Origin of the sequence: Escherichia sp. MOD1-EC6021, from assembly GCF_002965245.1 — a bacterium.
Taxonomy (GTDB): Bacteria; Pseudomonadota; Gammaproteobacteria; order Enterobacterales; family Enterobacteriaceae; genus Escherichia; species Escherichia coli_F.
Window position 1 is genome coordinate 33,062 of the sequence record NZ_PTRU01000007.1, and the last position, 26,964, is coordinate 60,025.

Annotated in this window: 33 protein-coding genes and 2 pseudogenes; 22 read left to right on the forward strand and 13 right to left on the reverse strand. The window is 48.1% G+C overall.

Annotation, left to right across the window (positions count from 1 at the left end):
• Position 1 precedes the first annotated feature (1 nt).
• The 5 genes from lamB to ubiA all read left to right on the forward strand — a co-directional run bounded on the left by lamB (position 2) and on the right by ubiA (position 5,919).
• On the forward strand, positions 2-1,342 hold the full coding sequence (gene lamB / locus BEB54_RS10035) for a maltoporin LamB (RefSeq protein WP_000973662.1): 1,341 nt from the start codon (positions 2-4) through the stop codon (positions 1,340-1,342).
• A 242-nt stretch (positions 1,343-1,584) separates the two neighbouring features.
• A complete protein-coding gene (gene malM, locus BEB54_RS10040) occupies positions 1,585-2,505 on the forward strand; it encodes a maltose operon protein MalM (protein WP_088541557.1) in 921 nt (306 codons plus the stop codon).
• A gap of 228 nt (positions 2,506-2,733) precedes the next feature.
• Complete coding sequence (locus BEB54_RS10045; protein ID WP_105277324.1) at positions 2,734-4,314, forward strand: SopA family protein; 1,581 nt, start codon at positions 2,734-2,736, stop codon at positions 4,312-4,314.
• A 222-nt stretch (positions 4,315-4,536) separates the two neighbouring features.
• The gene (gene ubiC, locus BEB54_RS10055) at positions 4,537-5,034 is read left to right on the forward strand and encodes a chorismate lyase (RefSeq protein WP_001353542.1); all 498 of its coding nucleotides are present in this window, start codon (positions 4,537-4,539) and stop codon (positions 5,032-5,034) included.
• 12 nt (positions 5,035-5,046) lie between these two features.
• Positions 5,047-5,919, forward strand: a complete 873-nt coding sequence (gene ubiA, locus BEB54_RS10060) for a 4-hydroxybenzoate octaprenyltransferase (RefSeq protein ID WP_105272189.1) — start codon at positions 5,047-5,049, stop codon at positions 5,917-5,919.
• Between the two features lie 154 nt (positions 5,920-6,073).
• Here the strand turns inward: ubiA and plsB are convergent, their stop codons facing one another.
• The gene (gene plsB, locus BEB54_RS10065) at positions 6,074-8,497 is read right to left on the reverse strand and encodes a glycerol-3-phosphate 1-O-acyltransferase PlsB (RefSeq protein ID WP_105277369.1); all 2,424 of its coding nucleotides are present in this window, start codon (positions 8,495-8,497) and stop codon (positions 6,074-6,076) included.
• A gap of 170 nt (positions 8,498-8,667) precedes the next feature.
• Between plsB and dgkA the strand changes: the two genes are divergently transcribed.
• The 4 genes from dgkA (at position 8,668) to BEB54_RS10085 (ending at position 11,477) form a co-directional block, all read left to right on the forward strand.
• Entirely contained in the window at positions 8,668-9,036 is a 369-nt protein-coding gene (dgkA, locus tag BEB54_RS10070) for a diacylglycerol kinase (RefSeq protein WP_000002907.1), read from the forward strand.
• A 109-nt stretch (positions 9,037-9,145) separates the two neighbouring features.
• Positions 9,146-9,754 carry a transcriptional repressor LexA gene (gene lexA, locus BEB54_RS10075; RefSeq protein WP_000646078.1) on the forward strand — a complete coding sequence of 203 codons (609 nt, stop codon included), beginning with the start codon at positions 9,146-9,148 and terminating at the stop codon, positions 9,752-9,754.
• Positions 9,755-9,826: 72 nt separating this feature from the next.
• The gene (dinF, locus tag BEB54_RS10080) at positions 9,827-11,152 is read left to right on the forward strand and encodes an MATE family efflux transporter DinF (RefSeq protein WP_123059734.1); all 1,326 of its coding nucleotides are present in this window, start codon (positions 9,827-9,829) and stop codon (positions 11,150-11,152) included.
• 115 nt (positions 11,153-11,267) lie between these two features.
• On the forward strand, positions 11,268-11,477 hold the full coding sequence (locus BEB54_RS10085; protein ID WP_001030593.1) for a CsbD family protein: 210 nt from the start codon (positions 11,268-11,270) through the stop codon (positions 11,475-11,477).
• A gap of 41 nt (positions 11,478-11,518) precedes the next feature.
• Here the strand turns inward: BEB54_RS10085 and zur are convergent, their stop codons facing one another.
• Positions 11,519-12,034, reverse strand: coding sequence for a zinc uptake transcriptional repressor Zur (zur, locus tag BEB54_RS10090; protein WP_105277326.1), 516 nt, complete (start codon positions 12,032-12,034; stop codon positions 11,519-11,521).
• A gap of 316 nt (positions 12,035-12,350) precedes the next feature.
• Here zur and BEB54_RS10095 point away from each other — a divergent pair, with 316 nt between their 5' ends.
• The 4 genes and pseudogenes from BEB54_RS10095 to BEB54_RS28985 all read left to right on the forward strand — a co-directional run bounded on the left by BEB54_RS10095 (position 12,351) and on the right by BEB54_RS28985 (position 14,871).
• The gene (locus BEB54_RS10095) at positions 12,351-13,355 is read left to right on the forward strand and encodes a DUF2713 family protein (RefSeq protein ID WP_105277327.1); all 1,005 of its coding nucleotides are present in this window, start codon (positions 12,351-12,353) and stop codon (positions 13,353-13,355) included.
• A gap of 361 nt (positions 13,356-13,716) precedes the next feature.
• A pseudogene (locus BEB54_RS10100) lies at positions 13,717-13,821 on the forward strand (tRNA-dihydrouridine synthase); the annotation flags it as partial.
• 146 nt (positions 13,822-13,967) lie between these two features.
• Positions 13,968-14,501, forward strand: coding sequence for a hypothetical protein (locus BEB54_RS10105; protein WP_000956557.1), 534 nt, complete (start codon positions 13,968-13,970; stop codon positions 14,499-14,501).
• 196 nt (positions 14,502-14,697) lie between these two features.
• Complete coding sequence (locus BEB54_RS28985) at positions 14,698-14,871, forward strand: hypothetical protein (protein WP_000654815.1); 174 nt, start codon at positions 14,698-14,700, stop codon at positions 14,869-14,871.
• Positions 14,872-14,918: 47 nt separating this feature from the next.
• On the opposite strand, the gene BEB54_RS10110 is transcribed toward BEB54_RS28985, so the two are convergent.
• From BEB54_RS10110 to BEB54_RS10165, 11 genes and pseudogenes are all read right to left on the reverse strand, one after another.
• Positions 14,919-15,200, reverse strand: a complete 282-nt coding sequence (locus tag BEB54_RS10110; protein WP_001093918.1) for a pyocin activator PrtN family protein — start codon at positions 15,198-15,200, stop codon at positions 14,919-14,921.
• 36 nt (positions 15,201-15,236) lie between these two features.
• Positions 15,237-15,809: a 3'-5' exonuclease gene (locus BEB54_RS10115; protein WP_047089409.1), complete on the reverse strand. Its 573-nt coding sequence runs from the start codon at positions 15,807-15,809 to the stop codon at positions 15,237-15,239.
• A complete protein-coding gene (locus BEB54_RS10120; RefSeq protein WP_047089978.1) occupies positions 15,809-16,357 on the reverse strand; it encodes a DUF551 domain-containing protein in 549 nt (182 codons plus the stop codon). Before BEB54_RS10120 ends, BEB54_RS10115 begins: the two co-directional genes overlap by 1 nt.
• A 10-nt stretch (positions 16,358-16,367) precedes the next feature.
• Positions 16,368-16,631 (reverse strand): hypothetical protein, encoded by a 264-nt coding sequence (locus tag BEB54_RS10125; RefSeq protein WP_000224227.1) that lies wholly within the window; start codon positions 16,629-16,631, stop codon positions 16,368-16,370.
• Between the two features lies 1 nt (position 16,632).
• Positions 16,633-17,040, reverse strand: coding sequence for an ead/Ea22-like family protein (locus BEB54_RS10130; protein WP_105282184.1), 408 nt, complete (start codon positions 17,038-17,040; stop codon positions 16,633-16,635).
• Between the two features lie 46 nt (positions 17,041-17,086).
• A complete protein-coding gene (locus BEB54_RS10135; RefSeq protein WP_097296118.1) occupies positions 17,087-18,043 on the reverse strand; it encodes a phosphoadenosine phosphosulfate reductase domain-containing protein in 957 nt (318 codons plus the stop codon).
• 494 nt (positions 18,044-18,537) lie between these two features.
• Positions 18,538-18,672: pseudogene (locus BEB54_RS29280) on the reverse strand (hypothetical protein); the annotation flags it as partial.
• Positions 18,663-19,199, reverse strand: coding sequence for a 5'-deoxynucleotidase (yfdR, locus tag BEB54_RS10145; protein WP_097296116.1), 537 nt, complete (start codon positions 19,197-19,199; stop codon positions 18,663-18,665). The gene yfdR and the pseudogene BEB54_RS29280, both read right to left, overlap by 10 nt.
• Positions 19,200-19,326: 127 nt before the next feature.
• Positions 19,327-20,151 (reverse strand): YfdQ family protein, encoded by an 825-nt coding sequence (locus tag BEB54_RS10150; RefSeq protein ID WP_000081280.1) that lies wholly within the window; start codon positions 20,149-20,151, stop codon positions 19,327-19,329.
• Between the two features lie 65 nt (positions 20,152-20,216).
• Positions 20,217-20,579, reverse strand: a complete 363-nt coding sequence (gene yfdP, locus BEB54_RS10155) for a protein YfdP (RefSeq protein ID WP_000135680.1) — start codon at positions 20,577-20,579, stop codon at positions 20,217-20,219.
• 723 nt (positions 20,580-21,302) lie between these two features.
• Entirely contained in the window at positions 21,303-21,995 is a 693-nt protein-coding gene (locus BEB54_RS10165) for an XRE family transcriptional regulator (RefSeq protein ID WP_001345148.1), read from the reverse strand.
• Positions 21,996-22,092: 97 nt separating this feature from the next.
• Here BEB54_RS10165 and BEB54_RS10175 point away from each other — a divergent pair, with 97 nt between their 5' ends.
• Genes BEB54_RS10175 through BEB54_RS10215 form a run of 9 tightly spaced genes read left to right on the forward strand, consistent with a single transcriptional unit; the run spans position 22,093 to position 26,946 of the window.
• Entirely contained in the window at positions 22,093-22,353 is a 261-nt protein-coding gene (locus tag BEB54_RS10175) for a helix-turn-helix domain-containing protein (protein WP_001191669.1), read from the forward strand.
• Positions 22,346-22,897 carry a protein YmfL gene (gene ymfL, locus BEB54_RS10180; protein WP_000515849.1) on the forward strand — a complete coding sequence of 184 codons (552 nt, stop codon included), beginning with the start codon at positions 22,346-22,348 and terminating at the stop codon, positions 22,895-22,897. Before BEB54_RS10175 ends, ymfL begins: the two co-directional genes overlap by 8 nt.
• The gene (locus BEB54_RS10185; protein ID WP_105282186.1) at positions 22,894-24,057 is read left to right on the forward strand and encodes a Rha family phage regulatory protein; all 1,164 of its coding nucleotides are present in this window, start codon (positions 22,894-22,896) and stop codon (positions 24,055-24,057) included. The genes ymfL and BEB54_RS10185 overlap by 4 nt, the downstream gene beginning before the upstream one ends.
• Entirely contained in the window at positions 24,054-24,278 is a 225-nt protein-coding gene (locus BEB54_RS10190; RefSeq protein WP_000620695.1) for a hypothetical protein, read from the forward strand. The genes BEB54_RS10185 and BEB54_RS10190 overlap by 4 nt, the downstream gene beginning before the upstream one ends.
• Complete coding sequence (locus BEB54_RS10195; RefSeq protein WP_040088103.1) at positions 24,275-25,093, forward strand: helix-turn-helix domain-containing protein; 819 nt, start codon at positions 24,275-24,277, stop codon at positions 25,091-25,093. Before BEB54_RS10190 ends, BEB54_RS10195 begins: the two co-directional genes overlap by 4 nt.
• Positions 25,090-25,584, forward strand: coding sequence for a PerC family transcriptional regulator (locus BEB54_RS10200; RefSeq protein ID WP_077782569.1), 495 nt, complete (start codon positions 25,090-25,092; stop codon positions 25,582-25,584). Before BEB54_RS10195 ends, BEB54_RS10200 begins: the two co-directional genes overlap by 4 nt.
• Positions 25,584-26,237: a phage N-6-adenine-methyltransferase gene (locus tag BEB54_RS10205; protein ID WP_040088105.1), complete on the forward strand. Its 654-nt coding sequence runs from the start codon at positions 25,584-25,586 to the stop codon at positions 26,235-26,237. Before BEB54_RS10200 ends, BEB54_RS10205 begins: the two co-directional genes overlap by 1 nt.
• A complete protein-coding gene (locus BEB54_RS10210; RefSeq protein WP_040088106.1) occupies positions 26,234-26,560 on the forward strand; it encodes a LexA family transcriptional regulator in 327 nt (108 codons plus the stop codon). The genes BEB54_RS10205 and BEB54_RS10210 overlap by 4 nt, the downstream gene beginning before the upstream one ends.
• Positions 26,557-26,946 (forward strand): RusA family crossover junction endodeoxyribonuclease, encoded by a 390-nt coding sequence (locus tag BEB54_RS10215; RefSeq protein WP_000767113.1) that lies wholly within the window; start codon positions 26,557-26,559, stop codon positions 26,944-26,946. The genes BEB54_RS10210 and BEB54_RS10215 overlap by 4 nt, the downstream gene beginning before the upstream one ends.
• The last annotated feature ends 18 nt before the right edge of the window (positions 26,947-26,964 follow it).

The window sequence follows — 26,964 nt, forward strand, 5'->3', positions numbered from 1 at the left end:
AATGATGATTACTCTGCGCAAACTTCCTCTGGCGGTTGCCGTCGCAGCGGGCGTAATGTCTGCTCAGGCAATGGCTGTTGATTTCCACGGCTATGCACGTTCCGGTATTGGCTGGACAGGTAGCGGCGGCGAACAACAGTGTTTCCAGACTACCGGTGCTCAAAGTAAATACCGTCTTGGCAACGAATGTGAAACTTATGCTGAATTAAAATTGGGTCAGGAAGTGTGGAAAGAGGGCGATAAGAGCTTCTATTTCGACACTAACGTGGCCTATTCCGTCGCACAACAAAATGACTGGGAAGCTACCGATCCAGCCTTCCGTGAAGCAAACGTGCAGGGTAAAAACCTGATTGAATGGCTGCCAGGCTCCACCATCTGGGCAGGTAAGCGTTTCTACCAACGTCATGACGTTCATATGATCGACTTCTACTACTGGGATATTTCTGGTCCTGGTGCCGGTCTGGAAAACATCGATGTTGGGTTTGGTAAACTCTCTCTGGCAGCAACCCGTTCCTCTGAAGCTGGTGGTTCTTCCTCTTTCGCCAGCAATAATATTTATGACTATACCAACGAAACCGCGAACGATGTATTCGACGTACGTTTAGCGCAGATGGAAATCAACCCGGGCGGCACGTTAGAGCTGGGCGTCGACTACGGTCGTGCCAATCTGCGTGATAACTATCGTCTGGTTGATGGTGCATCGAAAGATGGCTGGTTATTCACTGCAGAACATACTCAGAGTGTCCTGAAGGGCTTTAACAAGTTTGTTGTTCAGTACGCTACTGACTCGATGACCTCACAGGGTAAAGGTCTGTCGCAGGGTTCTGGCGTTGCGTTTGATAACGAAAAATTTGCCTACAATATCAATAACAACGGTCACATGCTTCGTATCCTCGACCATGGTGCGATCTCCATGGGCGACAACTGGGACATGATGTACGTGGGTATGTACCAGGATATCAACTGGGATAACGACAACGGCACCAAATGGTGGACCGTCGGTATTCGCCCGATGTATAAGTGGACGCCAATCATGAGCACCGTGATGGAAATCGGCTACGACAACGTCGAATCCCAGCGCACTGGTGACAAGAACAATCAGTACAAAATTACCCTCGCACAACAATGGCAAGCTGGCGACAGCATCTGGTCACGCCCGGCTATTCGTGTCTTCGCAACCTACGCCAAGTGGGATGAGAAATGGGGTTATGACTACAACGGTAGCTCTTCAACCAACCCATACTACGGCAAAGCTGTTCCAGCTGATTTCAACGGCGGCAGCTTCGGACGTGGTGACAGCGACGAGTGGACCTTCGGTGCTCAGATGGAAATCTGGTGGTAATAGCAAAACCTGGGCCGGATAAGGCGTTCGCGCCGCTTCCGGCAATCAGCGCCTGATGTGACGCTTGCGCGTCTTATCAGGCCTACAACGGCTGTCAAATGTAGGCCGGATAAGGCGTTTACGCCGCATCCGGCATAAAAACAGGTTGTCATTATCTGAAAGGGGCGAAAGCCCCTCTGATTATCGGGTTTGGCGCGCTATTGCCTGGCTACCGCTGAACTCCAGATTTTGAGGTGAAAACAATGAAAATGAATAAAAGTCTCATCGCCCTCTGTTTATCAGCAGGGTTGCTGGCAAGCGCGCCTGGAATCAGCCTTGCCGATGTTAACTACGTACCGCAAAACACCAGCGACGCGCCAGCCATTCCATCTGTCGCGCTGCAACAACTCACCTGGACACCGGTCGATCAATCTAAAACCCAGACCACCCAACTGGCGACCGGCGGCCAACAACTGAAAGTCCCCGGCATCAGTGGTCCGGTTGCTGCGTACAGCGTCCCGGCAAACATTGGCGAACTGACACTGACGCTGACCAGCGAAGTGAACAAACAAACCAGCGTATTTGCGCCCAACGTGCTGATTCTTGATCAGAACATGACCCCATCAGCCTTTTTCCCCAGCAGTTATTTCACCTACCAGGAACCTGGCGTGATGAGCGCAGACCGTCTGGAAGGCGTTATGCGCCTGACACCGGCGTTGGGGCAGCAGAAACTTTATGTACTGGTCTTTACCACGGAAAAAGATCTCCAGCAGACGACCCAACTGCTCGACCCGGCAAAAGCCTATGCCAAAGGCGTCGGTAACTCGATCCCGGATATTCCTGACCCGGTTGCTCGTCATACCACCGATGGCTTACTGAAACTGAAAGTGAAAACGAACTCCAGTTCCAGCGTGTTGGTGGGGCCTCTATTTGGTTCTTCCGCTCCAGCTCCGGTTACGGTAGGCAACACGGCGGCACCAGCTGTGGCTGCACCCGCTCCGGCACCGGTGAAGAAAAGCGAGCCGATGCTCAACGACACGGAAAGTTATTTTAATACCGCGATCAAAAACGCTGTCGCGAAAGGTGATGTTGATAAGGCGTTAAAACTGCTTGATGAAGCTGAACGCCTGGGGTCGACATCTGCCCGTTCCACCTTTATCAGCAGTGTAAAAGGCAAGGGGTAATTACGCCCCACAGTGCTGATTTTGCAACAACTGGTGCGTCTCCTGGCGCACCTTTTTTTATGCTTATTTCCTGGGATATGAGCGATTTTTTATAGTACTTCGCTTCTTCTTCACTAAGAATGTGCATTATCTCAATGCCATATCAGAGATTCTTTTCCTATCCCCGGTAGTGTCTGGACGCTCAGGCTACTTTTCCAGGTTATTTTATTTCTGTAATACAGAGGTTTTATGATAGGTCATATCACAAATTCTGGCGGCAATAACTCTTTGATGAAACATGATGTGGTGCAAGGAAATAATAAATTAGATCTTGATTTACTACGTAATTTCAATGGGGTACCAGGGTTAAATCGAGAAAATTTTATTTATATCAGCAATATATTTTTAAATATAAAACAACGGAACGAAAAAAATCATTCAATAAATATGTTTCGTGAAGTCTCAATCAGTAATGATATTATAAGCGTAAAATTTTATAGAAATGAAGAAATAGAATGTGCTTGTGATTTTCTGATGGATAAAGATGCGCAGGGGTATATCGACCTGTCTGATTTGGATTTAACAAGTTGCCATTTTAAAGGTGACGTTATTTCGGAGGTGTCTTTTTTATCGTCAAATCTACAACATGCAACTTTCGAATGTAAAGAAATTGAGAATTGCAATTTTACTAAGGCAACAGTTAATAATGTCATATTTAAATGTCGACGTTTACACAATGTGATTTTTCTCAAAACGAGTGGCGAATGTGTTGATTTTAGCCAAAATATTCTTGATACAGTTGACTTCTCGCAGAGTCAACTTGGTCATAGTAATTTTCGCGAATGTCAGATTAAAAATTCAAACTTCGATAATTGTTATCTTTATGCTTCGCACTTCACCAGAGCAGAATTTCTTTCTACCAAAGAAATATCATTTATTAAATCGAATCTGACAGCTGTTATGTTTGATCATGTGCGAATGTCGACAGGGAATTTTAAAGACTGCATTACAGAGAAATTGACATTAACGATTGATTACTCAGATATATTTGGTAATGAAGATCTTGATGGTTATATCAATGCCATTATCCAAATGATTAATACGTTGCCTGATAATGCAGTGAAATTAAAATCCGTTCTGGCAGTCAAACTGGTGATACAATTAAAAATTCTTAATATTGTTAATAAAAACTTTATTGAGAATATGAAAAACACATTTAGTCATTATCCTTATGTGAGCAATCCAATTATACGTAGCTATTTATATCATGATGAAGATGATAAGTTCGATATTTTTATGCGTCAACATCGTTTTAGTAAGGTGAAATTTGATGTCACACAGATGAATACTTTCATTAATAGATTTCGTGTGAATAAATGGTTGATTGATCAAAATAATAATTTTTTTATCCAACTTATCGATCAGGCTCTACGATCATCGGATGAGATTATCAGAGAAAATGCCTGGTATCTTTATAAAGAGTGGATACGCAGTGATAATATATCACCTATATTTAAAGAAGTTGACGATTATTTAAGAACATTTAACGCCAAGCAATTAACACGAAACGATAATATCTTTATCCTGTTCTCCTCTGTCGATGATGGGCCAGTTATGGTGGTAAGCTCCCAGCGCTTACATGATATGTTGAATCCTACAAAAGATACCCATTGGAATTCCCCCTACATCTTTAAATCCAGACATGAAATGCTGCCTGTTAATATTACTCCGGAAACACTTTTCGGCTCCACATCTCATGATGAACATGCGCTTTTCCCAATTTTTACTGCAAGTTGGCGAGCTATCCATAAAAAGAATAAAGGTGTGTAAGTAAAGGAAAACATCACCATTCCTGGCATCCCGGGCGGTGATGCCCCTATGGTTGCTCTTGCCAGCACGGGCATCGGCAAAGCGTAAGGTTCAACAGCGTTTTATCACTTCATGCGATTGTTGCGTTTTTGTTGCGCATTAGATCACTTAATTTGCTATACATCTCCCGTAAACACTTTTCTGCGATACAATGCCTTTACGTTATGTAACGGAGAGTTCGGCATGTCACACCCCGCGTTAACGCAACTGCGTGCGCTGCGCTATTTTACAGAGATCCCTTCCCTGGATCCGCAACTGCTCGACTGGTTGTTGCTGGAAGATTCCATGACGAAACGTTTTGAGCAGCAGGGAAAAACAGTGAGCGTGACGATGATCCGCGAAGGGTTTGTCGGGCAGAATGAAATCCACGAAGAACTGCCATTGTTGCCGAAAGAGTCCCGTTACTGGTTACGTGAAATTTTGTTATGTGCCGATGGTGAACCGTGGCTTGCCGGTCGTACCGTCGTTCCTGAGTCAACCTTAAGCGGGCCGGAGCTGGCGTTACAAAAATTGGGTAAAACGCCGTTAGGACGCTATCTGTTCACATCATCGACATTAACCCGGGACTTTATTGAGATAGGCCGTGATGCCGGACTGTGGGGGCGACGTTCCCGCCTGCGATTAAGCGGTAAACCGCTGTTGCTAACCGAACTGTTTTTACCGGCGTCACCGTTGTACTAAGAGGAAAAAAATATGGAGTGGAGTCTGACGCAGAATAAGCTGCTGGCGTTTCATCGCTTAATGCGTACGGATAAGCCAATTGGCGCGTTACTGCTGCTCTGGCCAACATTATGGGCACTGTGGGTAGCGACACCGGGCGTTCCCCGGCTCTGGATCCTGGCGGTGTTTGTCGCGGGTGTCTGGCTGATGCGCGCTGCTGGTTGTGTGGTGAATGATTATGCTGACCGCAAGTTTGATGGTCATGTTAAGCGTACGGCGAACCGACCACTTCCCAGCGGCGCGGTAACGGAGAAAGAGGCGCGTGCGCTGTTTGTCGTGCTGGTACTGATTTCGTTTTTACTGGTGCTGACGCTGAATACGATGACCATTCTGTTGTCGATTGCCGCGCTGGCGCTGGCGTGGGTGTACCCGTTTATGAAGCGGTATACCCATCTACCGCAAGTGGTGCTGGGGGCGGCGTTTGGCTGGTCGATTCCAATGGCTTTTGCCGCTGTGAGTGAGTCGGTGCCGTTGAGTTGCTGGTTAATGTTCCTCGCCAATATTCTCTGGGCGGTGGCTTACGACACGCAGTATGCGATGGTTGACCGTGATGATGATGTGAAGATTGGCATTAAATCCACCGCAATCCTGTTCGGCCAATACGATAAATTGATTATTGGTATTTTGCAGATTGGCGTACTGGCGCTGATGGCGATCATCGGTGAGTTAAATGGCTTAGGCTGGGGATATTACTGGTCAATTCTGGTGGCTGGCGCGCTGTTTGTTTATCAACAAAAACTGATTGCCAACCGTGAGCGAGAAGCCTGCTTTAAGGCATTTATGAATAATAACTATGTTGGTCTGGTACTGTTTTTAGGGCTGGCAATGAGTTACTGGCATTTCTGATGATGTAAAAAAGCCGGATGATCATCCGGCTTTCTTCTGGGCTGCCTGATGCGCTGCGCTTCTCAGGCCTACACAACATATCGCAATTTATTGAATTTGCAGATCATGGTAGGCCGAATAAGGCGTTTGCGCCGCATCCGGCAATTCTCACTGATTACCCTTCGCCCTGCGTCGCACTCTCAATCGTCAAACGCACGTCTGATGTAATCAACTCCGCCAACAACTGATACACCTTCATCGTTTCTGCCGGTTCGGCGTCGCCGCTATCGCTGATATACCCTTCATCACGCAGTGTCAGCACCAGAGAACTGAACACCGCCTTGTCGAAGAACTCCGGCGCATTGATACCGTGCAGCACGGAGAGACGTTGCGCGACGGTGCGGCTCTCTTTCTCCAGCGTACCGCGGTTGATCGACGGGTTGGCGCTCAACAGCCAGAAGGTGATGGCATAACGTTGCAGCGTTTCGCGCGCGCCTGCGGCCAGCAGCTGTAGCGTGCGAGAATGCGCCGGGTTGATATGCAATTCATTATCTTGCAGGGTAATCAGTCCCTGGCGCTGCATCTCATTTGCCAGCGCATCAATAACGCCCGGCAACTCGTCGCGATCCCAGCGCAGGAACAGCTCCGCTTTCAGCATGGGGTAAAGCACATTGACGTGCTCCATCAATACGTCACGGGAGATGTGGCGATGCTGGGTGACAATTGCCGCCATCAACGAAGGCAGCACCAACATATGCGCAATGTTATTGCGATAGTAGGTCATCAACACTGCTTGTTCGCGCGGCAGAATGATGATGTCGCCGATCGTGTCTTTCTCGACTTCAAACTTGTTCATTTGCAGCGCGTGATCGATAAGCTCGCTGGCGCTGGCTGAAGGAACAGTAGAGTCCGTGGAGTAAGGCACGTTGCGCATTAGATCCAGGTAGCAGTTGAGTTGCTCGGTTAACTGCTCGCGAGTGAGTGAGCGCTGACGTGACGCCAGAAGTGCAGTGCAGCACAGGTTCATGGCGTTAGCCGCACCTGCGTTGTTAATGCGTACCATCAGATCGGCAGCAATGTTATTGACCGTCGGCGTTAACCAGGCCGGACGCACCGCTTCGATGGGATCGATAGATTCACGCCAGTCAGGTACATGCTGGTTAAGGTAGGTCATCAACGGCATTGGTTCACCGAAGTTGACGTAACCCTGACCGAGATTACGCAGCTTGCTTAAACCGCGCAGCATCTGCGGCAGGCTCTCTTTCTCTTTCGTTGCACCGCGCAGTTCTTTGGCGTAAGTACCCACTTCCATGACGTGCTCATAACCGATGTAGATCGGAATCAGCGTAATCGGACGCGTGCCGCCACGCAGCATCGCCTGAATGGTCATCGACAGCGTACCGGTTTTCGGATCCAGCAAACGCCCCGTACGGGAACGACCGCCTTCCACAAAGTACTCGACGGAATAACCACGGCTGAACAGTTCGCCGAGATACTCACGGAAAACGGTGGAATAAAGTTTATTGCCTTTAAAAGTACGGCGAATAAAGAACGCCCCCAGACGGCGGAAAATCGGCCCGGCCGGCCAGAAGTTCAGGTTGATCCCGGCGGCGATATGCGGCGGCACCAGCCCCTGGTGATACAGCACGTAAGAAAGCAGCAGGTAGTCCATGTGACTGCGGTGGCAAGGCACATACACCAGCTCATGACCGTCGTGGGCCAGCTGGCGAACGCGCTCGGCGTTATGGACGTTGATGCCCTGATAAAGTCGGTTCCAGGTGAAGCCCAGAATGCGGTCAGTCAGGCGAATCATCTCGTAAGAGAAATTCGCCGCAATCTCTTCCATCAGCGCAATCGCGTTCTGCTGCGCTTTTTCATGGGAGATTTTTTTGCTGCGCGCTTCATCTTCTACCGCTTTGGCAATGGCGCGGGAGGCGAGCAGCTTATTAAACAGATCCTGACGAGCCGGCAGACGTGGGCCCACAGCAGCCAGACGTTGACGGGCAAAGTGCATACGCGCCACGCGCGCCAGTTTCTGAGCGATAGTTTTATCTGTGCCGTGTTCATCGGCCATGCGGCGCAGAGAAACTGACGGCGAGAAACGCACAAAACTGTCGCGACCGAGCCACAGTACGGCGAAAAATTTCTGTACGCCGTTAAGCATACGCAGCGGTGGGTTCACTTCACCTTTTTCCCGCCCAGGCGCGCGACCGAACATCACCGATACTGGCACCATCTGCACATCCAGATTTGGATTGCTACGGTGCAAATCGAGATAGTCGTGGAACAGCTTAATGGACTCTTCTTTCGGTGTGTAATAGGTGAAAACACGCGGCCCGCCGTGAATGAACACATAGCGCGGCAGTAGCGTGCCGTCAATCTCCAGCGGCTCTAAGGGGTCAGGCAGGTCATGTGCCAGACACTGGGCGCGCAACGTCAGCAAATCTGCTTTCGAGTTGTACGGTAAAACGTACATAATTGGACGAGAGGTATCCAGTCCCAGTTCCGGGGCAGGATCTGCCGGAATAGACTTGCTTTTTACCAGGATGCTTAATGGTAAATTCAGTAATTTGTAGTAAATTCGTGGCCAGCCGGACATAAACGATGTAAAGCCTCTGGTTAATAATGCAAATGCGCGGCAAGGATAGCAGAAACTCATGGGAAATTCTGTGGTATCCGCTCATGTTTCGCGCGGCGTTACGCAAACCCGAATCATCGGATTTAACGGTACACTGATATTGACGCTCATAATGTAAAAAGGTTCTTTCAATGGCCAATAATACCACTGGATTCACTCGAATTATCAAAGCTGCTGGCTATTCCTGGAAGGGGTTACGCGCGGCATGGATCAACGAAGCGGCATTCCGTCAGGAAGGCGTAGCGGTATTGTTGGCGGTGGTCATCGCCTGCTGGCTGGATGTGGACGCGATTACTCGCGTGCTGCTTATCAGCTCCGTCATGCTGGTGATGATTGTGGAAATTCTCAATAGTGCCATTGAAGCCGTGGTTGACCGAATTGGCTCTGAATACCATGAGCTTTCCGGACGCGCTAAAGATATGGGGTCCGCTGCGGTACTGATCGCGATTATCGTCGCCGTGATTACCTGGTGCATCCTGTTATGGTCGCATTTTGGATAACCCTTCCAGAATTCGATAAATCTCTGGTTTATTGTGCAGTTTATGGTTCCAAAATCGCCTTTTGCTGTATATACTCACAGCATAACTGTATATACACCCAGGGGGCGGAATGAAAGCGTTAACGGCCAGGCAGCAAGAGGTGTTTGATCTCATCCGTGATCACATCAGCCAGACAGGTATGCCGCCGACGCGTGCGGAAATCGCGCAGCGTTTGGGGTTCCGTTCCCCAAACGCGGCTGAAGAACATCTGAAAGCGCTGGCACGCAAAGGCGTTATTGAAATTGTTTCCGGCGCATCACGCGGGATTCGTCTGTTACAGGAAGAGGAAGAGGGGTTGCCACTGGTAGGTCGTGTGGCTGCCGGTGAACCGCTTCTGGCGCAGCAGCACATTGAAGGTCATTATCAGGTTGATCCTTCCTTGTTCAAGCCGAATGCGGATTTCCTGCTGCGCGTCAGCGGGATGTCGATGAAAGATATCGGCATTATGGATGGCGACTTGCTGGCTGTGCATAAAACTCAGGACGTACGTAATGGTCAGGTCGTCGTCGCTCGTATTGATGACGAAGTTACCGTTAAGCGTCTGAAAAAACAGGGCAATAAAGTCGAACTGTTGCCAGAAAACAGTGAGTTTAAACCGATTGTCGTTGACCTTCGTCAGCAAAGCTTCACGATTGAAGGGCTGGCGGTTGGGGTTATTCGCAACGGCGACTGGCTGTGACATATCTCTGAGACCGCGATGCCGCCTGGCGTCGCGGTTTGTTTTTCATCTCTCTTCATCAGGCTTGTCTGCATGGCATTCCTCACTTCATCTGATAAAGCACTCTGGCATCTCGCCTTACCCATGATTTTCTCCAATATCACCGTCCCGTTGCTTGGGCTGGTCGATACGGCGGTTATTGGTCATCTTGATAGTCCGGTTTATCTGGGCGGTGTGGCGGTTGGTGCAACGGCGACCAGCTTTCTCTTTATGCTGTTGCTGTTTTTGCGCATGAGCACCACCGGGCTTACTGCGCAGGCTTATGGTGCCCAAAATCCCCAGGCATTAGCCCGTGCGCTGGTACAGCCGTTGCTGTTGGCTCTGGGGGCTGGGGCGTTAATTGCGCTACTGCGTACGCCGATTATCGATCTGGCGCTGCATATTGTTGGCGGTAGCGAAGCAGTGCTGGAACAGGCGCGGCGCTTTCTTGAAATCCGATGGTTAAGCGCACCGGCGTCGCTGGCGAATCTGGTGTTACTTGGCTGGCTACTCGGCGTGCAATATGCCCGTGCGCCAGTAATTTTGTTAGTAGTCGGCAATATTCTCAACATAGTGCTGGATATCTGGCTGGTGATGGGGCTGCATATGAACGTGCAGGGCGCTGCGCTGGCGACGGTTATTGCGGAATATGCAACATTGCTGATGGGTCTCCTAATGGTGCGTAAAATCCTCAAACTACGCGGAATCTCCGGCGAAATGCTGAAAAAAGCCTGGCGAGGAAACTTCCGTCGCTTGCTGGCGCTTAACCGCGATATCATGCTGCGCTCGCTGTTGTTGCAACTCTGTTTTGGTGCGATCACCGTACTTGGCGCACGACTGGGGAGTGACATTATCGCTGTTAACGCGGTTCTGATGACGCTACTCACCTTTACCGCCTATGCGCTTGATGGTTTTGCCTACGCGGTTGAAGCGCATTCAGGTCAGGCGTACGGTGCGCGCGACGGGAGCCAGCTATTGGAGGTCTGGCGCGCAGCGTGCCGCCAGTCGGGGATCGTTGCACTGCTGTTTTCGGTGGTTTATTTACTGGCAGGGGAACACATCATTGCGTTGTTGACGTCGTTAACCCAGATTCAACAGCTGGCCGACCGCTATATTATCTGGCAGGTGATTTTGCCATTGGTCGGTGTCTGGTGTTATCTACTGGACGGCATGTTTATAGGCGCAACGCGTGCGGCTGAAATGCGTAACAGTATGGCGGTAGCAGCAGCAGGTTTTGCCCTGACGCTCCTTACGCTGCCGTGGCTGGGCAATCATGGTTTGTGGTTGGCGTTAACTGTCTTTCTGGCGCTGCGCGGGCTTTCTCTGGCAGCTATCTGGCAGCGTCACTGGCGCAACGGTACCTGGTTTGCAGCAACGTGACGGTTAAAAATTCTGAATAAATAATCCTGGGTAAAATTCCTGACTACACTTAATCTCACGTTCAGAAGAAAAGTGAGCGTACTCTCATTCACAACCTAACGATGAGGTCTTGATTATGAATAAAGATGAAGCCGGCGGTAACTGGAAACAGTTTAAAGGTAAAGTGAAAGAGCAATGGGGCAAACTGACCGATGATGATATGACGATCATTGAAGGTAAACGTGATCAACTGGTCGGTAAAATCCAGGAACGTTATGGTTATCAGAAAGATCAGGCAGAAAAAGAGGTCGTGGATTGGGAAACCCGCAATGAATATCGCTGGTAATTAATCCCTCCTGCCCGACGTGTACAAGGATGTACGCCCTCTTAACGCGGTTTCTTTTTCACCTGCACAGAGTGATCATGCTGGCACTGTTCAGGATGACGACACGCTTCCACTTCCACGCATGCCGCACAGAGCCCATGTGCTTCAATCACATTATGCCGCAGGGCAAACCCCATTTTTGCCGCCAGCGTATGCATGATGTCCTCCACACCTTCCGCACACTCTTCTTTCACCGCACCGCAGCGATCGCAAATAAACATAGCTGAAGTATGCGTTGGCTGGTCGAACAGATGACAGAGCACATAGCTGTTGGTGGACTCAACTTTATGCACAAACCCTTGCTCAAGGAGAAAGTCTAGCGCGCGGTAAACCGTTGGCGGCTTGGCTTGCGGTTCAGCTTCGCGCAACAAATCAAGCAGATCATAAGCGCTGATAGCGCCATCCTGCAGACTCATCAGGCGTAACACTTCCAGGCGCTGCGGGGTCAGGCGCACATTACGCTGCGCACAGAGTTTTTCAGCCTGCGCTAATAAATCCTGCGTTGTGGTCTTTTCCATCGGGCACCTCAAGGTGTGGGTTAAGAATGTCCTTACTTTACCATGTTCCAGGAAAAACACCGAGAACCCTTATTGTTGTTGTAATGTTGATTTTCTGTTTCATAGGTAAGGTGTTGTATAGCCAGGTGACACCATTATCAACATGACAATAATTATTACTCCATTTTTAAATACATTGCTTGAAGTTAACTCGCTATTTATTTAAATGCGTTTGAAAGTATGCCTACAGATCAGAAATTATGAGCGGTTTTTGATAGTGACTTTTTGTCAAATGAATTATAAGAATGATACAGCTCGGTAAAAAGGTGGATAAATTATGTCAAGTATAATAGGAAGTTCAAGAGATTACTTTAATAAAAGCCTCAACTCAAATCAATACGATAATAAAAATGTAAGCTCGGAAAAACTTAAGGATATGTATAATAAATCGGTTGATTATGCAACGATGAGTAATCGCGCTGCGATTATTGCAAAAATAGATTTGTTTATTCAGAGGATTACCCATAATTTATGGACTGCAAGTGAAAAGAATGTTTCCTTAATTGGACGAATAAATGCTCTCAAAGATTGGGTTGACGAGTGTATTGTAGAGTGCACTAATGAGCAATTAGGTGATCGTGACTATATTTCTGCATTTGTAGAACGGGCGATTTTTCATTATGCGATGGATTTTGTTTGTAATCCAATGGAAAATAGCGATGCAACTCTAATAGACAGGTGTACTTTCGATGTAATAAATCAGAATGACCTTCCCTCCGCAATTCAGCTATTTTATGATAAACCCTATGGTAAAGTACCTGTAGCGTCATTACATCTAAAAACTGTAAGCGAAGGTTTTTTAAATTTGGAAAATGCATATAAAGCAAAGAACGATGCTCGCTTAAAACCCTTGGCTTCCCTTTTACTTTCATTCTCATATGGTAGTGCATCAGCTGATATCATAGCAACAGCACAAAGAGTTAATGATTATTGTGAAAACCACATAACAAGTAAGATAAAAATATTATCTCGTCAAGTGATGAAAAAAAGCCTGAGGGATATGAAAGAATTAGTAGATAAAAATGAACTGGATTTTAATTTAATTCTGAATGAGAGGAAAAAGAAGGCTGAAGAAGACAATAAAGACATCACAGACATTACAAAAATGCAGGCTGCAGGTGAGACGTTAATTAAATTCGTTCAATCATTTGACCCAGACTCAACGGGACCCATTGTAATTGGCAAAGATATGAATGACAAAGATATAAATGACAACGATCTCATTAACGAAGATATTATTAAGTTCATTTATGACCTATTCGGTATTGTGTTAAAAAAATAAAATGTGAATTTTCTCTGTAGTATGGAATTTTTTACATAAAAGAACCCAACATTGCTTGGGTTCTTTTTTATCTATCATTGCCATTCGCCGCGAGATAGTTCAACACGCTTTTATGTATGATTTTTTATTTATCGTCGAAACTGAATTGCTTATCATTGCTTTTCACAACGCTAACATCTAATAAGATTATTTCTTCAATTCGCGAGAGCGTCACGCTTTGAAGGGATCTCATTTTTCTTTTTCAAAGAGCCAGGCGCTTCCTGTTGTTATGGTATAGTACCCCGCTATTGAGCCTCCTGAACAGTGATGCTGAATAACATAACTCCATGATATATCGTTAAAATAATCTCTACTTTTGAAAATGCACGGTAATTCTGAAATGCAAAAAATCAACCAAACCAGCGCAATGCCTGAAAAAACTGACGTTCACTGGAGTGGTCGGTTTAGCGTTGCACCAATGCTCGATAGGATGTACCGTTGTTGAAAAACAAGCAGTTATACACTCTGTGGGAGCCTATTGGGAACCCGGCGTTTTCATTTCAAGGTGTAATCCATACGCGGCTTAAGAATGAGATATAATGCGACTTTTAGTGTTCCGCTTGAGAGGCCATGATGCTTACCCTGGACGAGATAGGTCAATCAGTACGTAACAATATCCAGTTGATTATTGATCATGTCGGCTTACCTCTTGCTGTTGGTCCGCTCAGTGATGATGATTACAAGATTCTGTGTGGTGGCTATGGTGAGCTTGAATGGGACTATGCGTTAAGTACCTATGGCAACTCCAGAGAAAAGTATGAGTTCTGCATAAAACTTGTTCAGCAAGGTCGGGTTCAGGGAATACCATCAGGAGCAGCAATTTGTGTTTATGGGGTTGAAGAAAACATCTTTCGTATCCATATGATCGAAAGGTTTTCTAGAGAAGATGAATCTCACCCATTGAAAGGGCGCATGGTTTTACTCACTCTTATGAGTGCTTTTATATTTTGTAAAGCTGTTGAATGTAAAGTTGTCCACATTGTAGAGCCAGTACCAGAACTGGTGCAGTATTACGAGTCTTTTGGTTTCCGCATGGAACAGTGCGGTTATGTGATGTCGGCAGTCATTGATGAGCTGCAGGATATCTTTCTTAAATTTGCTCAGTAGGTATAGACGAGAAGGGTCTACAAATTGTAGGATACCCGTCCAGATTACCTTAAAGGTACATCTATGGCAGTCGTTTTGTGCTTAAACTACTAAGAAACGATGTCACCAATCGACATGATCGATTGGCATAAGTTAGCGAAACAAGCTAGCTTTAAAGAAAGGGTTAGAGACGCCTTTACTGTCTCGGGAGTTTTCTATGAAAGATCAAAAAGCAACCAAGCCACAGGTTAAGTTCGACACAATGAAAGCATTCGCAGGTATGGGTGCTGCTGTTGAAGTTCTGATGAAGGCTGCTCCTAATGCGTTCACTCACGCTACTGTCTCTGGTAAAGAGCAGCAGGGTAAGCTTCGTCGTCGCAAAGCAGCATGATCATAGCTGGTGCTTTTTGAAAACCCGCCTTCAGGCGGGTTTTTTCTTTAGTGATGTTCTTTGTCCTTCTGTTTGACTGTTCTGACCTGTTCCCACTCGATACGTCCTTCTTCTCGCCTTTTGTCTATGTATTCCGCAAGATCTTGAATATTGATGCAACGTTTTGCTTTTTGTGATGTGCCGATGCGATATGTTGGAACGGGCAACTTACAAGCGTTTGCTTTTGCTTCTGCCGTGGCTGGACTCATGCCAAAGTACTTTTGGCTAACTGCTGAGAGTTCAATGTTAGGGGTATTGAATTCAGCCATCAGTAAAAACAAGGTGTTCATAATTTTCTCCATCAAAACCGGCTGCACCCGGGAAAATCATAATTCTGTGCTGGTGGCAGGAATTAATTTCTGCCAGATAGCGGAAACATATTTTGCCTGATGACGGGCATCGGCTAGGGCGTTGTGCCGTTCGCCATCGAAAGGCATGTCCATTTTGGGGTCGAATCCGATGGAACGCCCAAGCGTAACGATCGTGCGTACATCGTGGTCATTCCAGTACGCCCACGGGCAGATTTGTCCTGCTCGCTCGTAAGCTCCACGTAAAATTACGTTGTCGAAGGTGGCCCCGTTACCCCAGACTTTTAAATATTTTATATTGTCTGCATGCTGATTAATGAAATGACTCAATTCAGAGAGTGCATCGCTGATCGATAAAGTATCATCAATACAGATTGCAGCTCGTGCTTCAGGGCTCTGTTTCAACCACCACAGGATGGTATCGCCGTCAGGTGTAGCTCCTTGCTTCATAGCACTGTCCAGGCTGACAACCGCATAGAATTCTTGTCCGATGTCACCGGTTTCTGGGGTAAAGAACACCGCGCCAATGGAAACGATCGGTGCATCCTTATTTTTCCCCATCGTCTCAAGGTCGATCATTAAGTTGTTCATCACTTCACCTCCTGCGGCGGTTCTGGTAGCGACATCCAGTGAGTTGCTTGCTCAATACCATTACCCGGCTTAATCGTTGCATCTCCGCGCCGAAAGGTGCTTCCGGTATAGCGTGCGGAGCATATTAGCGGTTCAACCAGAGAGCTATCGAAATTCACCGAAATAAGCACGTTCTGGCCCTTTTCAGGCATTCGATCACTACAGCTTATCCAACTATCCGGAGTTCCCGGAGAATTGCCATTTACATCGAAGTTTGGCTCTGCGTCCTGAACCAGGAGGATGTAACCATTCTTGGCTGTATCAAGTTCTAACGCCTCGGTGACGGTACCGAAATAGCGATTACCTAAATCAGCATCACAAGTGCTTACATCAATGGAAACTTCCATGCCTTCGATTAATTCTGGCAAGTTGTAAGTCTGGCTTACAGGTTCGGCTTCCAGCGATGTCAGTGCAATCCGTGCCAGTTCCATTTGTTCACCACGGGTAAGCCCGTTTTCAAGCGGGTTTTTAATGAACAATTCAATACGTTCTTTGGTAATAGTGGTCATGTGTTACTCCTTAACCCGCAGTGCTTTCAACTGATGAGGGGAACAAAATCTTTTCATCAAACCCTGCATTCATATCATGAACAGCAACACACCAATCCATCGACGAACGATTATCAAGAGCCTCCATGATTTCATCCATGCGGCGTAGGTCATACAGGTAAATGCTTTTATCGCCAATGGTGTAAAAACCAATTTTTTTCGGTGATGGGCAGCGATCAAGAACGTCCTGTAATTCGTTCAACCATGCCCGTTCTTTTTTTGTCAAAGTTGCCATATCACTCTCCTTTGATGCGAATGCCAGTAGCGCGGATTGCATCGATGACTTCAGAAACTTTGTATGCCATTACCGTTTGGTAATCATCGTGAAAATCTGTTCGATGAAGCATGCTGCTACGTTCCGGGAGCAGTATTTCCCGCTCCTCCAGTTCTGCTATGCGCTTTTTTGCTGCTTCCAGTTCATCCAGTAATTCCAGCACGGTAGCCGGATTAGCCTTGGCAACAAAATCCCGGACTGGCTTACAATCAATCTCCGCAATGGGTTGATACGATGTGTAGCCATGCTGTCTTGTATAACTACCGTGACGAATAACGAAAAAATCACCATTTATTTTTTTAGCCTGCCACTTATCTTCACCGGCTTTCTCTGCCGCCTCACGCAGCGCCTGATAGTTAATTTTGCTCACTGGTTGCCTCCTGTTAAATTTTCTGTGATATCAGCGTTTACGACGATCATTCACATACACCGGCATAAACACTGCTGCACACCGTCTTATCGTTCGTGCTCGCCAGTAGGTCAAATTGAGCGCCACCTCGGGTTGTCATTGCCCAGTCGCGATAGGTTTCGATTCCGTAGCTGTCTACGGTAACTACATCTATGCGACGTTCTGCCCGGCGTGGGTCATGAGTTGACGGGAAAAACGTTGAGTTGCCGCGGCGAGAGCAGGCTGCAACTAATCGTTCCCACTCTGCCACTCTGGCGATTTCCTCTGGCCAGCGCTGAAAAATTTCCGCCAGTTCAGATTTTCTGGCATGAATGCATGGCATACACCCAACGCGGCTGCATCCTTGTTGGTAGAGTGGGTTGGGTTTAATCCCGTGACGCCTGGCAATAGCGAAAACATCCTCATGTAGCCAGTTGAGAATCGGACGATAGACATGCAATCCGGGGGTATTGTCCGCATCCTCCTCCCACACTTGCAGGCGTGCCCTCGATGGCGATTCCTGAGCACGCACACCCTGCCAGGAGATAACTTCGTCATATTTATCAAGCGCAGGTTGCACCACCTGAGTGCGCACTGGTTCGTGTTTCAGTTCGAATGTACAGAACCGCGCTTTAGTGCTCGGGAAACGACCTTTCCACATGCACAGGTCAAGAAATGGATTTCCGGTTGGGTGGAGGATTTCCAGCGCACGAGCAACACGTTCCGCTGCTTCATCAGGCGTCATTCCGCACTCTGCAACAAGAGATACAGGCCATTTTTCAGCAATGAATTTGCGCTTACCTTCTATCTGGCGAGTGAAGTCGGCTTTTACGCGGCGAATTGGTCCCAGCTTTTGTTCCAGATAGTCAAGGTACTCCATCGTTTGTGGGTGTTCGTGCCCCGTGTCAGCAAACACGCGCTCATGCTGTATATCGTTTTCTATGGCGTACAAACATTGCGCCAGTGAGTCTTTCCCGCCAGACATGGAAACCAAATTAAAAGTGCTTTCTGCTCGGCAGCGCTGAACGATGCTCACTGGTTGCCTCCTTTGCGAAGCTGGGCGGCAAAGTCAACTAACCACTCAGTCATTTCAACCTTCCCTACCAGGTCTGAACCAGGGTGCATACAGCAATCACTCTGCACCGCTTTGAAATCCTTATACTCATATTCTTGGGCCACCAGATTTTTTGCAGCTTCTATAGCAGCATCCACGCCCTGCGCCCGCACTTCAGCCAGGAAAGCATCGGTGGCTGGCATATTTCCTGTTGCCTTCATGGCCTCCAAAATAACCAGAACGCCATCTCGCCCAACCACCTCAGCGATAACCTCAGTGTTGTCGCCAACAACATCGCAGAATGCCTGAACTGCCTTACGAGCCAGCTCATTCTCCGCTGCAAGCGCCGAAAACTTCTCGTGTGTCAACTTTACAGCTGCATCAGCCTGCTTAATTGACTCAATCGCTCTCTGCTGGTCTTCGGACAGAGCCGAAATCTTGGCCTCCGCTTCAGCAAATTTACGCACCAGATATTCAGCATCCGTTTCATTCACTTTCAGATCTCGCGGTACACATTTCCCGCGAAGAAATCCTTCCATTTCGAAAACATTCATGCGCATTTGCGTAACTCCGATAATTCGTTAAAGCGTTCCATAAACATCCCGTAGGCATGGCCTGGAGCCAGTGGAATCACGTTGAACATCTCTGTTGCCGGGATACCTTCCAGTACAGGCCAGAAAGAGCCATCATCAAGCCCGAGATCGCGGCGTTCGGTTGCCAGCATGATGAGATCGGCATATTTCACAGGCGTGCTCATAACCTGGGGTAACCCGTATTTCTCACGGATTACGGCATCTATTTTTTCTTCCATCCGTTTATAGTCAGGAAGAAGGCGTTTCAGTGGAGCGGGGATGTCCTGGCAATATGCTTCTGTTGCATCATGCATTAACGCTTCAAAAGCAAATTCCTGCGGTACCAGCTGGCTGCAAAGAACCGCATGTTGGGCGACGCTGTAGAAGTGCGAAAGATGACCGGCAAAGCGACAGATATTTGAAAGGGAAACCGCGATATCGTTAATATCGATGTCGTCTTTATTTATCCTGTCATAATAAAAATGCTTCCCGGAAAAAGTTTTAATAAATGACATTTTGTTCTCCACGTATATGCGCTGCACCGCGCTGAATTCTGCTAAAAAGAATCCCTCACCATCCGGTGATTATTGAGTTAATTACGTTTCCATAAATGCCCCCGCAGGGGCATTTGCAGTAATGAAATCAGGCGGTGAAAGTACCAATAAAGGTTTCTACTTTGCTGTCTTTGAATTTCTCAACAAGCAGATCACGAAATTCGTTAGCCATTTCTTCCTGCACCGCTTCCAGCTGAATAATGCGCAGAACCAGTACAGGACGATCGCCAGTGATAATGCTGAGGCGTAATTTAAACGGACGTTCTTTCAGACCTTCAAACGGAACGCATTTAAATTCAAATGCCACTGGCATAATGTCTTTGGTCTTCGCTTCGACAGACTCCATCAGGGAGCGTTTGCCGCTGAAGTCATTGTCTTCAAAATCAGCGGTCTGGTTCGCTTCAATTGTGATTTTACGGATCGCCGCAGCCGCTTTGGTTGCCTGAATGGCGTCACCATTAGCATCAAAGCCCACAAGGTAGTCGGCCCAGTCTTCAATCCATTCTGCCAGTGATTTCTGGGAGTTACGCTCGCCATTAACAGACAACAGAGCAGAGAACGGTGCAGTCTTTTTCAGTTTGAGAGTGGCGGTGTTATCTGCGTGACCTGGTTCATCAATAGTACCCAGGTTAAGCACACTGACGGCACGCATATTATCAGCATCGATAAAGCAGCGGGTGCCTTCATCTGCAAGATCTTTAGAATAACGGGTAAAGTCATCGATGCTGGCAGTGGAAAGCGCACCACGGAAACGGAAACGATTTAAATTAAATTTTTCCAGATCATGAATGCGGAAATTCTCAGGCAATGCCACAGCATCGGCACCAATCTTACTGATAATTTCATTAACACCCTGAGCAGAAATAAGGGCATGGATTTGATTAATTGCGGTTGCGTCTAAGTTCTGAGACATAATAAGTCCTCACTATATAAAAATATTCAGTGATGAGATAAATAATCAGTTTATTAAAAACGATATTAATGACCCGCTGCGCGGAGTTTTCCGTCAGGTTCACCGGCAAGAGTCAGTAATTGTCCCTGGTCTTCCTGCAGAATAGTCAGGCGACCACCGCGATTGACATACATCGGCGTTTCGGTGGTGTCTTCTTCAGAAATTTTCCCGCGGTTAGTCGGGCGAACATATGAGAGTTTGTGTTTGATTTTCACACGGTTCTCATCAAACGGTTCGATTTCCAGGTTGAGCGAGACCTTACCTTTGGTTTTCGTGTTCATCACACCGGAAGCGACTTCACTGAGAACTGCGCCGATTTTGGTTTCAAATACGCCGCCGTCCAGCTCCCCGATAAATGCCTGCACATCAGTACTGCGTTCGCTAGCCATTTTGCTGCTCCTCATCATATCGACCCTGCAAGGTCGGTTGGTTTCTCCACAAAACAGAGAAGAACACCTGCGGTGGCAGCCGCCCGGGTGGATTGGGTTATGAGCCCGTCGTCCGGTGATGCTCTTCTCTGTTTTGTAAAAAGAGCGGTACCAGCCGGAAGCAAGTGTACAAACTGGTACCGCCAAAGCAGTGGCTGTTGTGGTGACCGGTGCTGATCTCCGGCTTGCGGTTATTTCAGACTCTCACGGGCGTTTAATTGCCCCGCCGAACAGCTCTTTTCCGCAATAGCTGCAATGTCTTTCGCGCATCAGCCTGCGCATTCACCACAACGCTGAGAGCACTTAGCCAGTTACGGCACCACACTTTGTCGCGGTTCCATAAATGCCCTCATCGTTGCACCCTGGTCTCTTCCCAGGCGTCAAACCGGATCGCCGCGCTGGTTAGGCGTCTTATCAGCATCCTCATTGACTTGCACATTCCGGCTACCTGGTTTGTTTGCCCGAGCAAGGAGTGGATTGTCCCCTTTAACGTCCCCAGACCGCTAACGACGCATGTGCCATACGCCGTGTTACAACCAAATTTTGTTAGTACCTTGTTTGTAGGTCTGGAAAGAAAGATAAAATGAAGTTGCGCATTATGCAAGTGTTTTTATTGCGAGATATGCAATTTGGTGGGTAATGAAAAGCCACCTTCTGGTGGCTAATTGATGTTGAGGTAGGGGGTTAATTGTGTCGCTTAAGGGTTTGTGACTGACTGATTAAGACCTTTCCAAAGACCATAAACCGGTGTTCGTTTTCGCTGGTAATTCCCCATTCGCGGTAAATCTGATTATCAGAAATTACCAGCAGTTTATCAGGTATCATTTGCAGTCGTTTGACGTAAATTTTATCATCAAAACCAAATACATATATACCATCCCCATCAAACTGATTGATACTGATATCAACGAAGATGAGATCTCCTGGCTCAATGGTTGGACACATACTGTCCCCACGAACGTTGATAACTTTAATGTGATTTGCTGGTCGTCCACCAAACATCGATACAGCATTATCAGTTCTGTATTCAATGGCATGAATCACATCAATGACATCACCGCCCTGGATAAGGCCATTTCCCGCACTGGCACTGACATCCAGCATTTCAATACGGAATACATCCTTCACCTGCGCAACATCCTCACTAATACTGTTTTTACATACAGTATTACTTTTGAGGTCTGAGGTAAAGAGATCAGCAATATCAACACCTAAGCTCCTGGCAATATTACTCAGGGCTTGTTCAGTGAATTGTTTCTGCTTACCTGTTTCGAGGCGCGAGATATTTGCCGCATCCACTCCTATTGCTTCAGCGAGATCGGCGATTTTCATGTTCTTCGCCTGGCGAAGTTGTCTGACTCGATTTCCTATGTTCATGCGTTTATTACATTTCTTTATTGCGCGTTAAGCAAATCAACTTGCGCAAAATATTTGCGTGAAATAATATGCTCATCACGCAATATGTGGAGGTTATATGCAATCACCATTACGGAATGTGCGTAAGGCGCACGGATTTACTTTGCAGCATGTTGCTGCGGGCGTTCAGGTCAATCCAGCGACGCTGAGTCGTATTGAAAGACTGGAACAAATTCCATCTATCGATCTTGCAGAACGTCTGGCCAATTTTTTTAAGGGTGAAATCAGCGAAATGCAGATTCTTTATCCGGCACGTTTTCAATCTAGCCAAAACCAGAATGGGTTTAAACCACAGGAACAGGAGGTAAGCCGTGGGTAAGCATCATTGGAAAGTGGAAAAACAACCTGAGTGGTACGTGAAAGCTGTCAGAAAAACTATCGCGGCATTGCCTGGGGGTTACGCTGAAGCTGCTGACTGGCTGGATGTAACAGAGAACGCTTTATTCAACCGCCTTCGTGCAGATGGCGATCAGATTTTCCCGCTGGGATGGGCAATGGTTTTACAGCGCGCGGCTGGCACTCACTACATTGCGGATGCTGTCGCACAGTCTGCTGGTGGGGTGTTCGTATCGCTTCCTGAAATTGAGGAAGTAGAGAACGCCGATATAAACCAGCGCCTGCTGGAAGTCATCGAACAGATCGGGAATTACTCAAAGCAGATTCGTTCGGCAATCGAAGATGGGGTCGTGGAGCCACACGAGCAGACAGCAATTAATGATGAGTTGTATCTGTCAATTTCGAAGCTCCAGGAGCATGCAGCACTGGTCTACAAAATCTTCTGCGCTCCAGAAAAGAGTGACGCCCGCGAGTGTGCAGCTCCGGGCGTCGTGGCGTTTTGTGTCTGTGGAGAAACTAACGCATGAACAGTTTAACGGCAAATAACCGTTTGTCGCAACAGCTGGTGGTCAGCGTCTCTGAACACCTGTTGTTACGGCATGAATGCAGATTACCAAATCACCTGGCTGTAAGTAACCACAGAGAACTTTACCTGACTGTGGGGGGCGAGTTGTGCAGGAACTTAACCGCTGGTTTCGTGACGGAAGAGGGCTTTATGTTCATGTTATTCGTTGGGAACCAGAAACACAGCGCGTTATCTATCTTCGCAAAGACTACCCGCATGAGTGCTTTAGTCCTTTGTGGAAATTCAGGCGTGATTTTGTTGAGTGTGAAGGACCACCAGCACATTGATTCTGCCATTCCGGGACGTTACACTGTTCAGGCACCTTATAAAGCGGGTGCCGGGATTGGCGTCCTGAAATTGATTACTGAGCATAACCGCGCTCATGCGGTTTTTTCGTGTCATGAGCATTGCTACGCCCAAATTATGGTGGGGCGTACAGGGCCGACTTCGGTCGGGCCGGGTTCGGTAGTCTCCGGTAACGCCAACCCTGTACGTCTCACCACCTCTGTGATTGGCGTCCCATGTGGTGAGTTTTCTAAAAAACTGACTACCGGGGCTGTCACCATGACTACTCTCCCAACCCTCTCTCAACCTGAAATTGCCATCGTTGATGGTCAGGCTGTTACTTCTTCTTTGGCTGTTGCTGACTTCTTCTCTAAACGTCATGACGATGTTCTGAAAAAGATCCGCATTTTGGATTGTTCTCCAGAGTTTTGTGCCCGCAATTTTGCGGAGACATCAATTTTGGTACGCCAGCCCAACGGCGGTACTCGCAAACTTCCTTGCTATCAAATAACCCGCGACGGCTTTGCGTTTCTTGCTATGGGGTTCACGGGGAAACGTGCTGCCCAGTTCAAAGAGGCATACATCAATGCCTTTAACCAGATGGAGAAACAGCTTTCAAAGCCCTCTGTACCGAGCGACGTTGCACATAACGCCAGCGTTCTCTATTCCTACATTTCATCAATTCATCAGGTCTGGTTGCAGCAGCTTTATCCCATGCTGGAAAAAGCTGAATCACCGCTGGCTGTAAGTCTGTATGACCGAATTAACGATGCGGCATTTCTTGCCCGTCTTATTCATTCGTCGCTGAACTCTTCAGAGGTAAGGGGGCGCAAATGATCCGGAATATTTTCAAACGATTTACCAATCAGACTTTCCGTTGTCCTCGCCCGGGTCAGTGGTACACCACGCCTGCAGGGCATGTTCTACGTGTTAGCCTGGTGGACCGTGAATGTCAGAAGGTGATTTGTGAACCGCTGGGCCGTAATTACCGCGTCAGTATGCCGCTTATAGCCTTTTGCTCCGGAAAAAACATGAAGCATCTCGGAGGTGCAGCATGAGTATGGAGCTGATGGTTAAAGCGATGAAAATTCGAGTGGGTAATCCATTGCGAAAACTGGTTCTGATCAAGCTGGCTGATAATGCCAGCGATCAGGGTGAGTGCTGGCCCAGCTACCAGCATATTGCTGACCAGTGCGAGATTAGCAAACGTTCTGTGATGAATCATATTGCGGCCCTTTGTGATTCCGGGCTGGTAAAAAAAGTCACCCGGAAAGGTGAAAAAGGTAACTCAAGTAATATCTATCTCCTTCATCTTGATGGTGCAGGAGATTCACTAGGGGGTAGTGCAAATAATTCACTATCTGGTGCAGCAAATTCACCAGGTAGTGCAGGAGTTGCACCAGGGGGTAGTGCAGGAGATTCACCCAGAACCAGTCACTCTTTTGAACCAGTCAAAGAACCAGTCAATGAACCAATAGCTGTTGGTGCATCTGCTGATGAGTCTGTGCGAGTTCGTTCAAACCGACCGGAATACTCTCCGGAGTTTGAGCAGGCATGGCTGGCATACCCCAAACGTGCTGGTGGCAATTCAAAATCTGCAGCCTTCAAAGCCTGGAAAGCCCGTTTGAATGAGGGGGTAAAACCCGAAACCATGCTGGAAGGTGTGAAACGCTACGCGGGCTGGGTATCTGCGATGGGTAACAGCGGAACACAATTTGTGAAACAGGCTGTCACGTTCTTTGGTCCGGATCGTCATTTCGAAGAATCCTGGGAAGTTCCTGCGGTATCTGCAGCCAGACGCGAGGACCCGTACTTCAAAGCCAGTTACGACAACGTGGACTACAGCCAGATCCCGGCAGGATTCAGGGGGTGATCATGAGTCTTTTGAATGAAGTTCAGAAATTCATTGAAGCCCATCCGTGGTGTACTTCCGGAGACATTGCGGATGCTTTTGCAGGTTACTCACGGCAGCGCGTTCTGCAGTCAGCAAGCAAGTTACGTCAGAGTGGGCGTGTGGCTCACCGTTGTGAAGGAGATACACGCAGACATTTCCCACGCCTGACTGAGAGAGCGCAGGAGCCGGAACCACAACCAGTTCGTGAAACCAGACCTGTGCGCAATTTCTATGTCGGCACTAACGATCCCCGGGTGATTTTGTGCCTGACCCGCCAGGCGGAAGAACTGGAGTCTAGGGGCTTATACCGTCGTGCTGCAACGGTGTGGATGGCGGCATTCCGTGAAAGCCACTCCCAGCCAGAACGAAACAATTTTCTGGCGCGTCGTGAGCGGTGCTTACGGAAAAGCAGCAAGCGCGCTGCATCAGGTGAAGAGTGGTATCTGTCAGGGAATTACGTGGGGGCTTAATGAGTAATAAATATTGCCAGGCGCTGGTGGAGCTGCGGAACAAACCAGCCCATGAACTGAAGGAAGTGGGCGATCAGTGGCGCACGCCGGATAACATTTTCTGGGGAATTAACACCCTGTTTGGCCCGTTTGTTCTGGATCTGTTCACTGACGGTGATAACGCCAAATGTGCCGCGTATTACACGGCGGAAGACAACGCGCTGGCGCATGACTGGTCAGAACGTCTTGCGGAGCTTAAAGGTGCTGCCTTTGGTAATCCCCCATACAGCCGCGCCAGTCAGCATGAGGGGCAATACATCACCGGCATGCGTTACATCATGAAGCATGCCAGTGCCATGCGTGATAAAGGCGGGCGCTATGTTTTCCTGATCAAAGCTTCCACCAGCGAAGTGTGGTGGCCGGAAGACGCAGACCATATTGCTTTTATTCGCGGGCGTATTGGTTTTGAACTTCCTGCCTGGTTTATCCCGAAGGATGAGAAGCAGGTGCCGACAGGCGCTTTCTTCGCTGGTGCTATTGCTGTTTTCGACAAGACCTGGAAGGGACCGGCAATCAGCTACATCGGGCGCGATGAACTTGAGGCATGTGGCGAGGCGTTTCTGGCGCAGGTTCGCCAGCAGGCGGAAAAACTGGTCAGGGAGATGGCGGCATGACGACGTTAACTCAATGCCAGCAGCAGGTGCTGGATATGCTGATTTCTTACCAGCAAGAACGTGGCTTCCCGCCAACCAATCAGGAGGTGGCAACCATGCTGGGATACCGTTCAGTGAATGCAGCGGTGGAGCATCTTCGCGCACTGGAGAAAAAAGGCGTCATCACGATAAAGCGTGGCGTGGCCCGGGGGATAACGCTTCATACCGCGGTGAAGGACGACGACAGCGAGGCGGTCGGGATTATCCGCGCACTGCTTGCCGGTGAGGAAAACGCCAGGCTGCGTGCAGCCCACTGGTTACATGAGAGGGAGCTGAAAGTATGAAGCTGATTCTGCCTTTTCCGCCCAGCGTGAACACGTACTGGCGACACCCCAACAAAGGGGCGTTTGCTGGTAAGAGCCTGATAAGCGCGGCGGGGCGAAAATTCCAGAGCGCGGCGTGTGCAGCAATAGTTGAGCAGTTACGTCGTCTGCCAAAACCAACGTCGGCACCTGCTTCAGTGGAGATCGTGTTGTTTCCTCCGGATAACCGGATCCGCGATCTGGACAACTATAACAAGGCGCTGTTTGACGCCCTGACCCACGCGGGTGTGTGGGAAGACGACAGTCAGGTGAAAAGAATGCTGGTGGAGTGGGGACCGGTTATCCCGGAAGGGAAGGTCGAGATCACTATCAGTAAGTACGAGAAAACGGCGGGTGCAGCCGCCTGATTAAGAGGAGAAACGAAG

What these genes read in the sequence shown, in the direction of transcription:
- BEB54_RS10095 (WP_105277327.1), top strand. Translation starts at nt 12,351, where the DNA reads ATGTCAAGTATAATAGGAAGTTCAAGAGATTACTTTAATAAAAGCCTC.
- BEB54_RS10215 (WP_000767113.1), top strand. Translation starts at nt 26,557, where the DNA reads ATGAAGCTGATTCTGCCTTTTCCGCCCAGCGTGAACACGTACTGGCGA.
- yfdP (WP_000135680.1), bottom strand. Translation starts at nt 20,579, where the DNA reads ATGGCTAGCGAACGCAGTACTGATGTGCAGGCATTTATCGGGGAGCTG.
- BEB54_RS10045 (WP_105277324.1), top strand. Translation starts at nt 2,734, where the DNA reads ATGATAGGTCATATCACAAATTCTGGCGGCAATAACTCTTTGATGAAA.
- BEB54_RS10165 (WP_001345148.1), bottom strand. Translation starts at nt 21,995, where the DNA reads ATGAACATAGGAAATCGAGTCAGACAACTTCGCCAGGCGAAGAACATG.
- dinF (WP_123059734.1), top strand. Translation starts at nt 9,827, where the DNA reads ATGGCATTCCTCACTTCATCTGATAAAGCACTCTGGCATCTCGCCTTA.
- BEB54_RS10205 (WP_040088105.1), top strand. Translation starts at nt 25,584, where the DNA reads ATGAGTAATAAATATTGCCAGGCGCTGGTGGAGCTGCGGAACAAACCA.
- ubiC (WP_001353542.1), top strand. Translation starts at nt 4,537, where the DNA reads ATGTCACACCCCGCGTTAACGCAACTGCGTGCGCTGCGCTATTTTACA.
- BEB54_RS10195 (WP_040088103.1), top strand. Translation starts at nt 24,275, where the DNA reads ATGAGTATGGAGCTGATGGTTAAAGCGATGAAAATTCGAGTGGGTAAT.
- BEB54_RS10110 (WP_001093918.1), bottom strand. Translation starts at nt 15,200, where the DNA reads ATGAACACCTTGTTTTTACTGATGGCTGAATTCAATACCCCTAACATT.
- BEB54_RS10085 (WP_001030593.1), top strand. Translation starts at nt 11,268, where the DNA reads ATGAATAAAGATGAAGCCGGCGGTAACTGGAAACAGTTTAAAGGTAAA.
- BEB54_RS28985 (WP_000654815.1), top strand. Translation starts at nt 14,698, where the DNA reads ATGAAAGATCAAAAAGCAACCAAGCCACAGGTTAAGTTCGACACAATG.
- BEB54_RS10120 (WP_047089978.1), bottom strand. Translation starts at nt 16,357, where the DNA reads ATGACCACTATTACCAAAGAACGTATTGAATTGTTCATTAAAAACCCG.
- zur (WP_105277326.1), bottom strand. Translation starts at nt 12,034, where the DNA reads ATGGAAAAGACCACAACGCAGGATTTATTAGCGCAGGCTGAAAAACTC.
- BEB54_RS10115 (WP_047089409.1), bottom strand. Translation starts at nt 15,809, where the DNA reads ATGAACAACTTAATGATCGACCTTGAGACGATGGGGAAAAATAAGGAT.
- BEB54_RS10175 (WP_001191669.1), top strand. Translation starts at nt 22,093, where the DNA reads ATGCAATCACCATTACGGAATGTGCGTAAGGCGCACGGATTTACTTTG.
- yfdR (WP_097296116.1), bottom strand. Translation starts at nt 19,199, where the DNA reads ATGTCATTTATTAAAACTTTTTCCGGGAAGCATTTTTATTATGACAGG.
- lamB (WP_000973662.1), top strand. Translation starts at nt 2, where the DNA reads ATGATGATTACTCTGCGCAAACTTCCTCTGGCGGTTGCCGTCGCAGCG.
- BEB54_RS10210 (WP_040088106.1), top strand. Translation starts at nt 26,234, where the DNA reads ATGACGACGTTAACTCAATGCCAGCAGCAGGTGCTGGATATGCTGATT.
- BEB54_RS10190 (WP_000620695.1), top strand. Translation starts at nt 24,054, where the DNA reads ATGATCCGGAATATTTTCAAACGATTTACCAATCAGACTTTCCGTTGT.
- BEB54_RS10125 (WP_000224227.1), bottom strand. Translation starts at nt 16,631, where the DNA reads ATGGCAACTTTGACAAAAAAAGAACGGGCATGGTTGAACGAATTACAG.
- BEB54_RS10185 (WP_105282186.1), top strand. Translation starts at nt 22,894, where the DNA reads ATGAACAGTTTAACGGCAAATAACCGTTTGTCGCAACAGCTGGTGGTC.
- BEB54_RS10150 (WP_000081280.1), bottom strand. Translation starts at nt 20,151, where the DNA reads ATGTCTCAGAACTTAGACGCAACCGCAATTAATCAAATCCATGCCCTT.
- ubiA (WP_105272189.1), top strand. Translation starts at nt 5,047, where the DNA reads ATGGAGTGGAGTCTGACGCAGAATAAGCTGCTGGCGTTTCATCGCTTA.
- malM (WP_088541557.1), top strand. Translation starts at nt 1,585, where the DNA reads ATGAAAATGAATAAAAGTCTCATCGCCCTCTGTTTATCAGCAGGGTTG.
- BEB54_RS10135 (WP_097296118.1), bottom strand. Translation starts at nt 18,043, where the DNA reads ATGTCTGGCGGGAAAGACTCACTGGCGCAATGTTTGTACGCCATAGAA.
- lexA (WP_000646078.1), top strand. Translation starts at nt 9,146, where the DNA reads ATGAAAGCGTTAACGGCCAGGCAGCAAGAGGTGTTTGATCTCATCCGT.
- dgkA (WP_000002907.1), top strand. Translation starts at nt 8,668, where the DNA reads ATGGCCAATAATACCACTGGATTCACTCGAATTATCAAAGCTGCTGGC.
- plsB (WP_105277369.1), bottom strand. Translation starts at nt 8,497, where the DNA reads ATGTCCGGCTGGCCACGAATTTACTACAAATTACTGAATTTACCATTA.
- BEB54_RS10105 (WP_000956557.1), top strand. Translation starts at nt 13,968, where the DNA reads ATGCTTACCCTGGACGAGATAGGTCAATCAGTACGTAACAATATCCAG.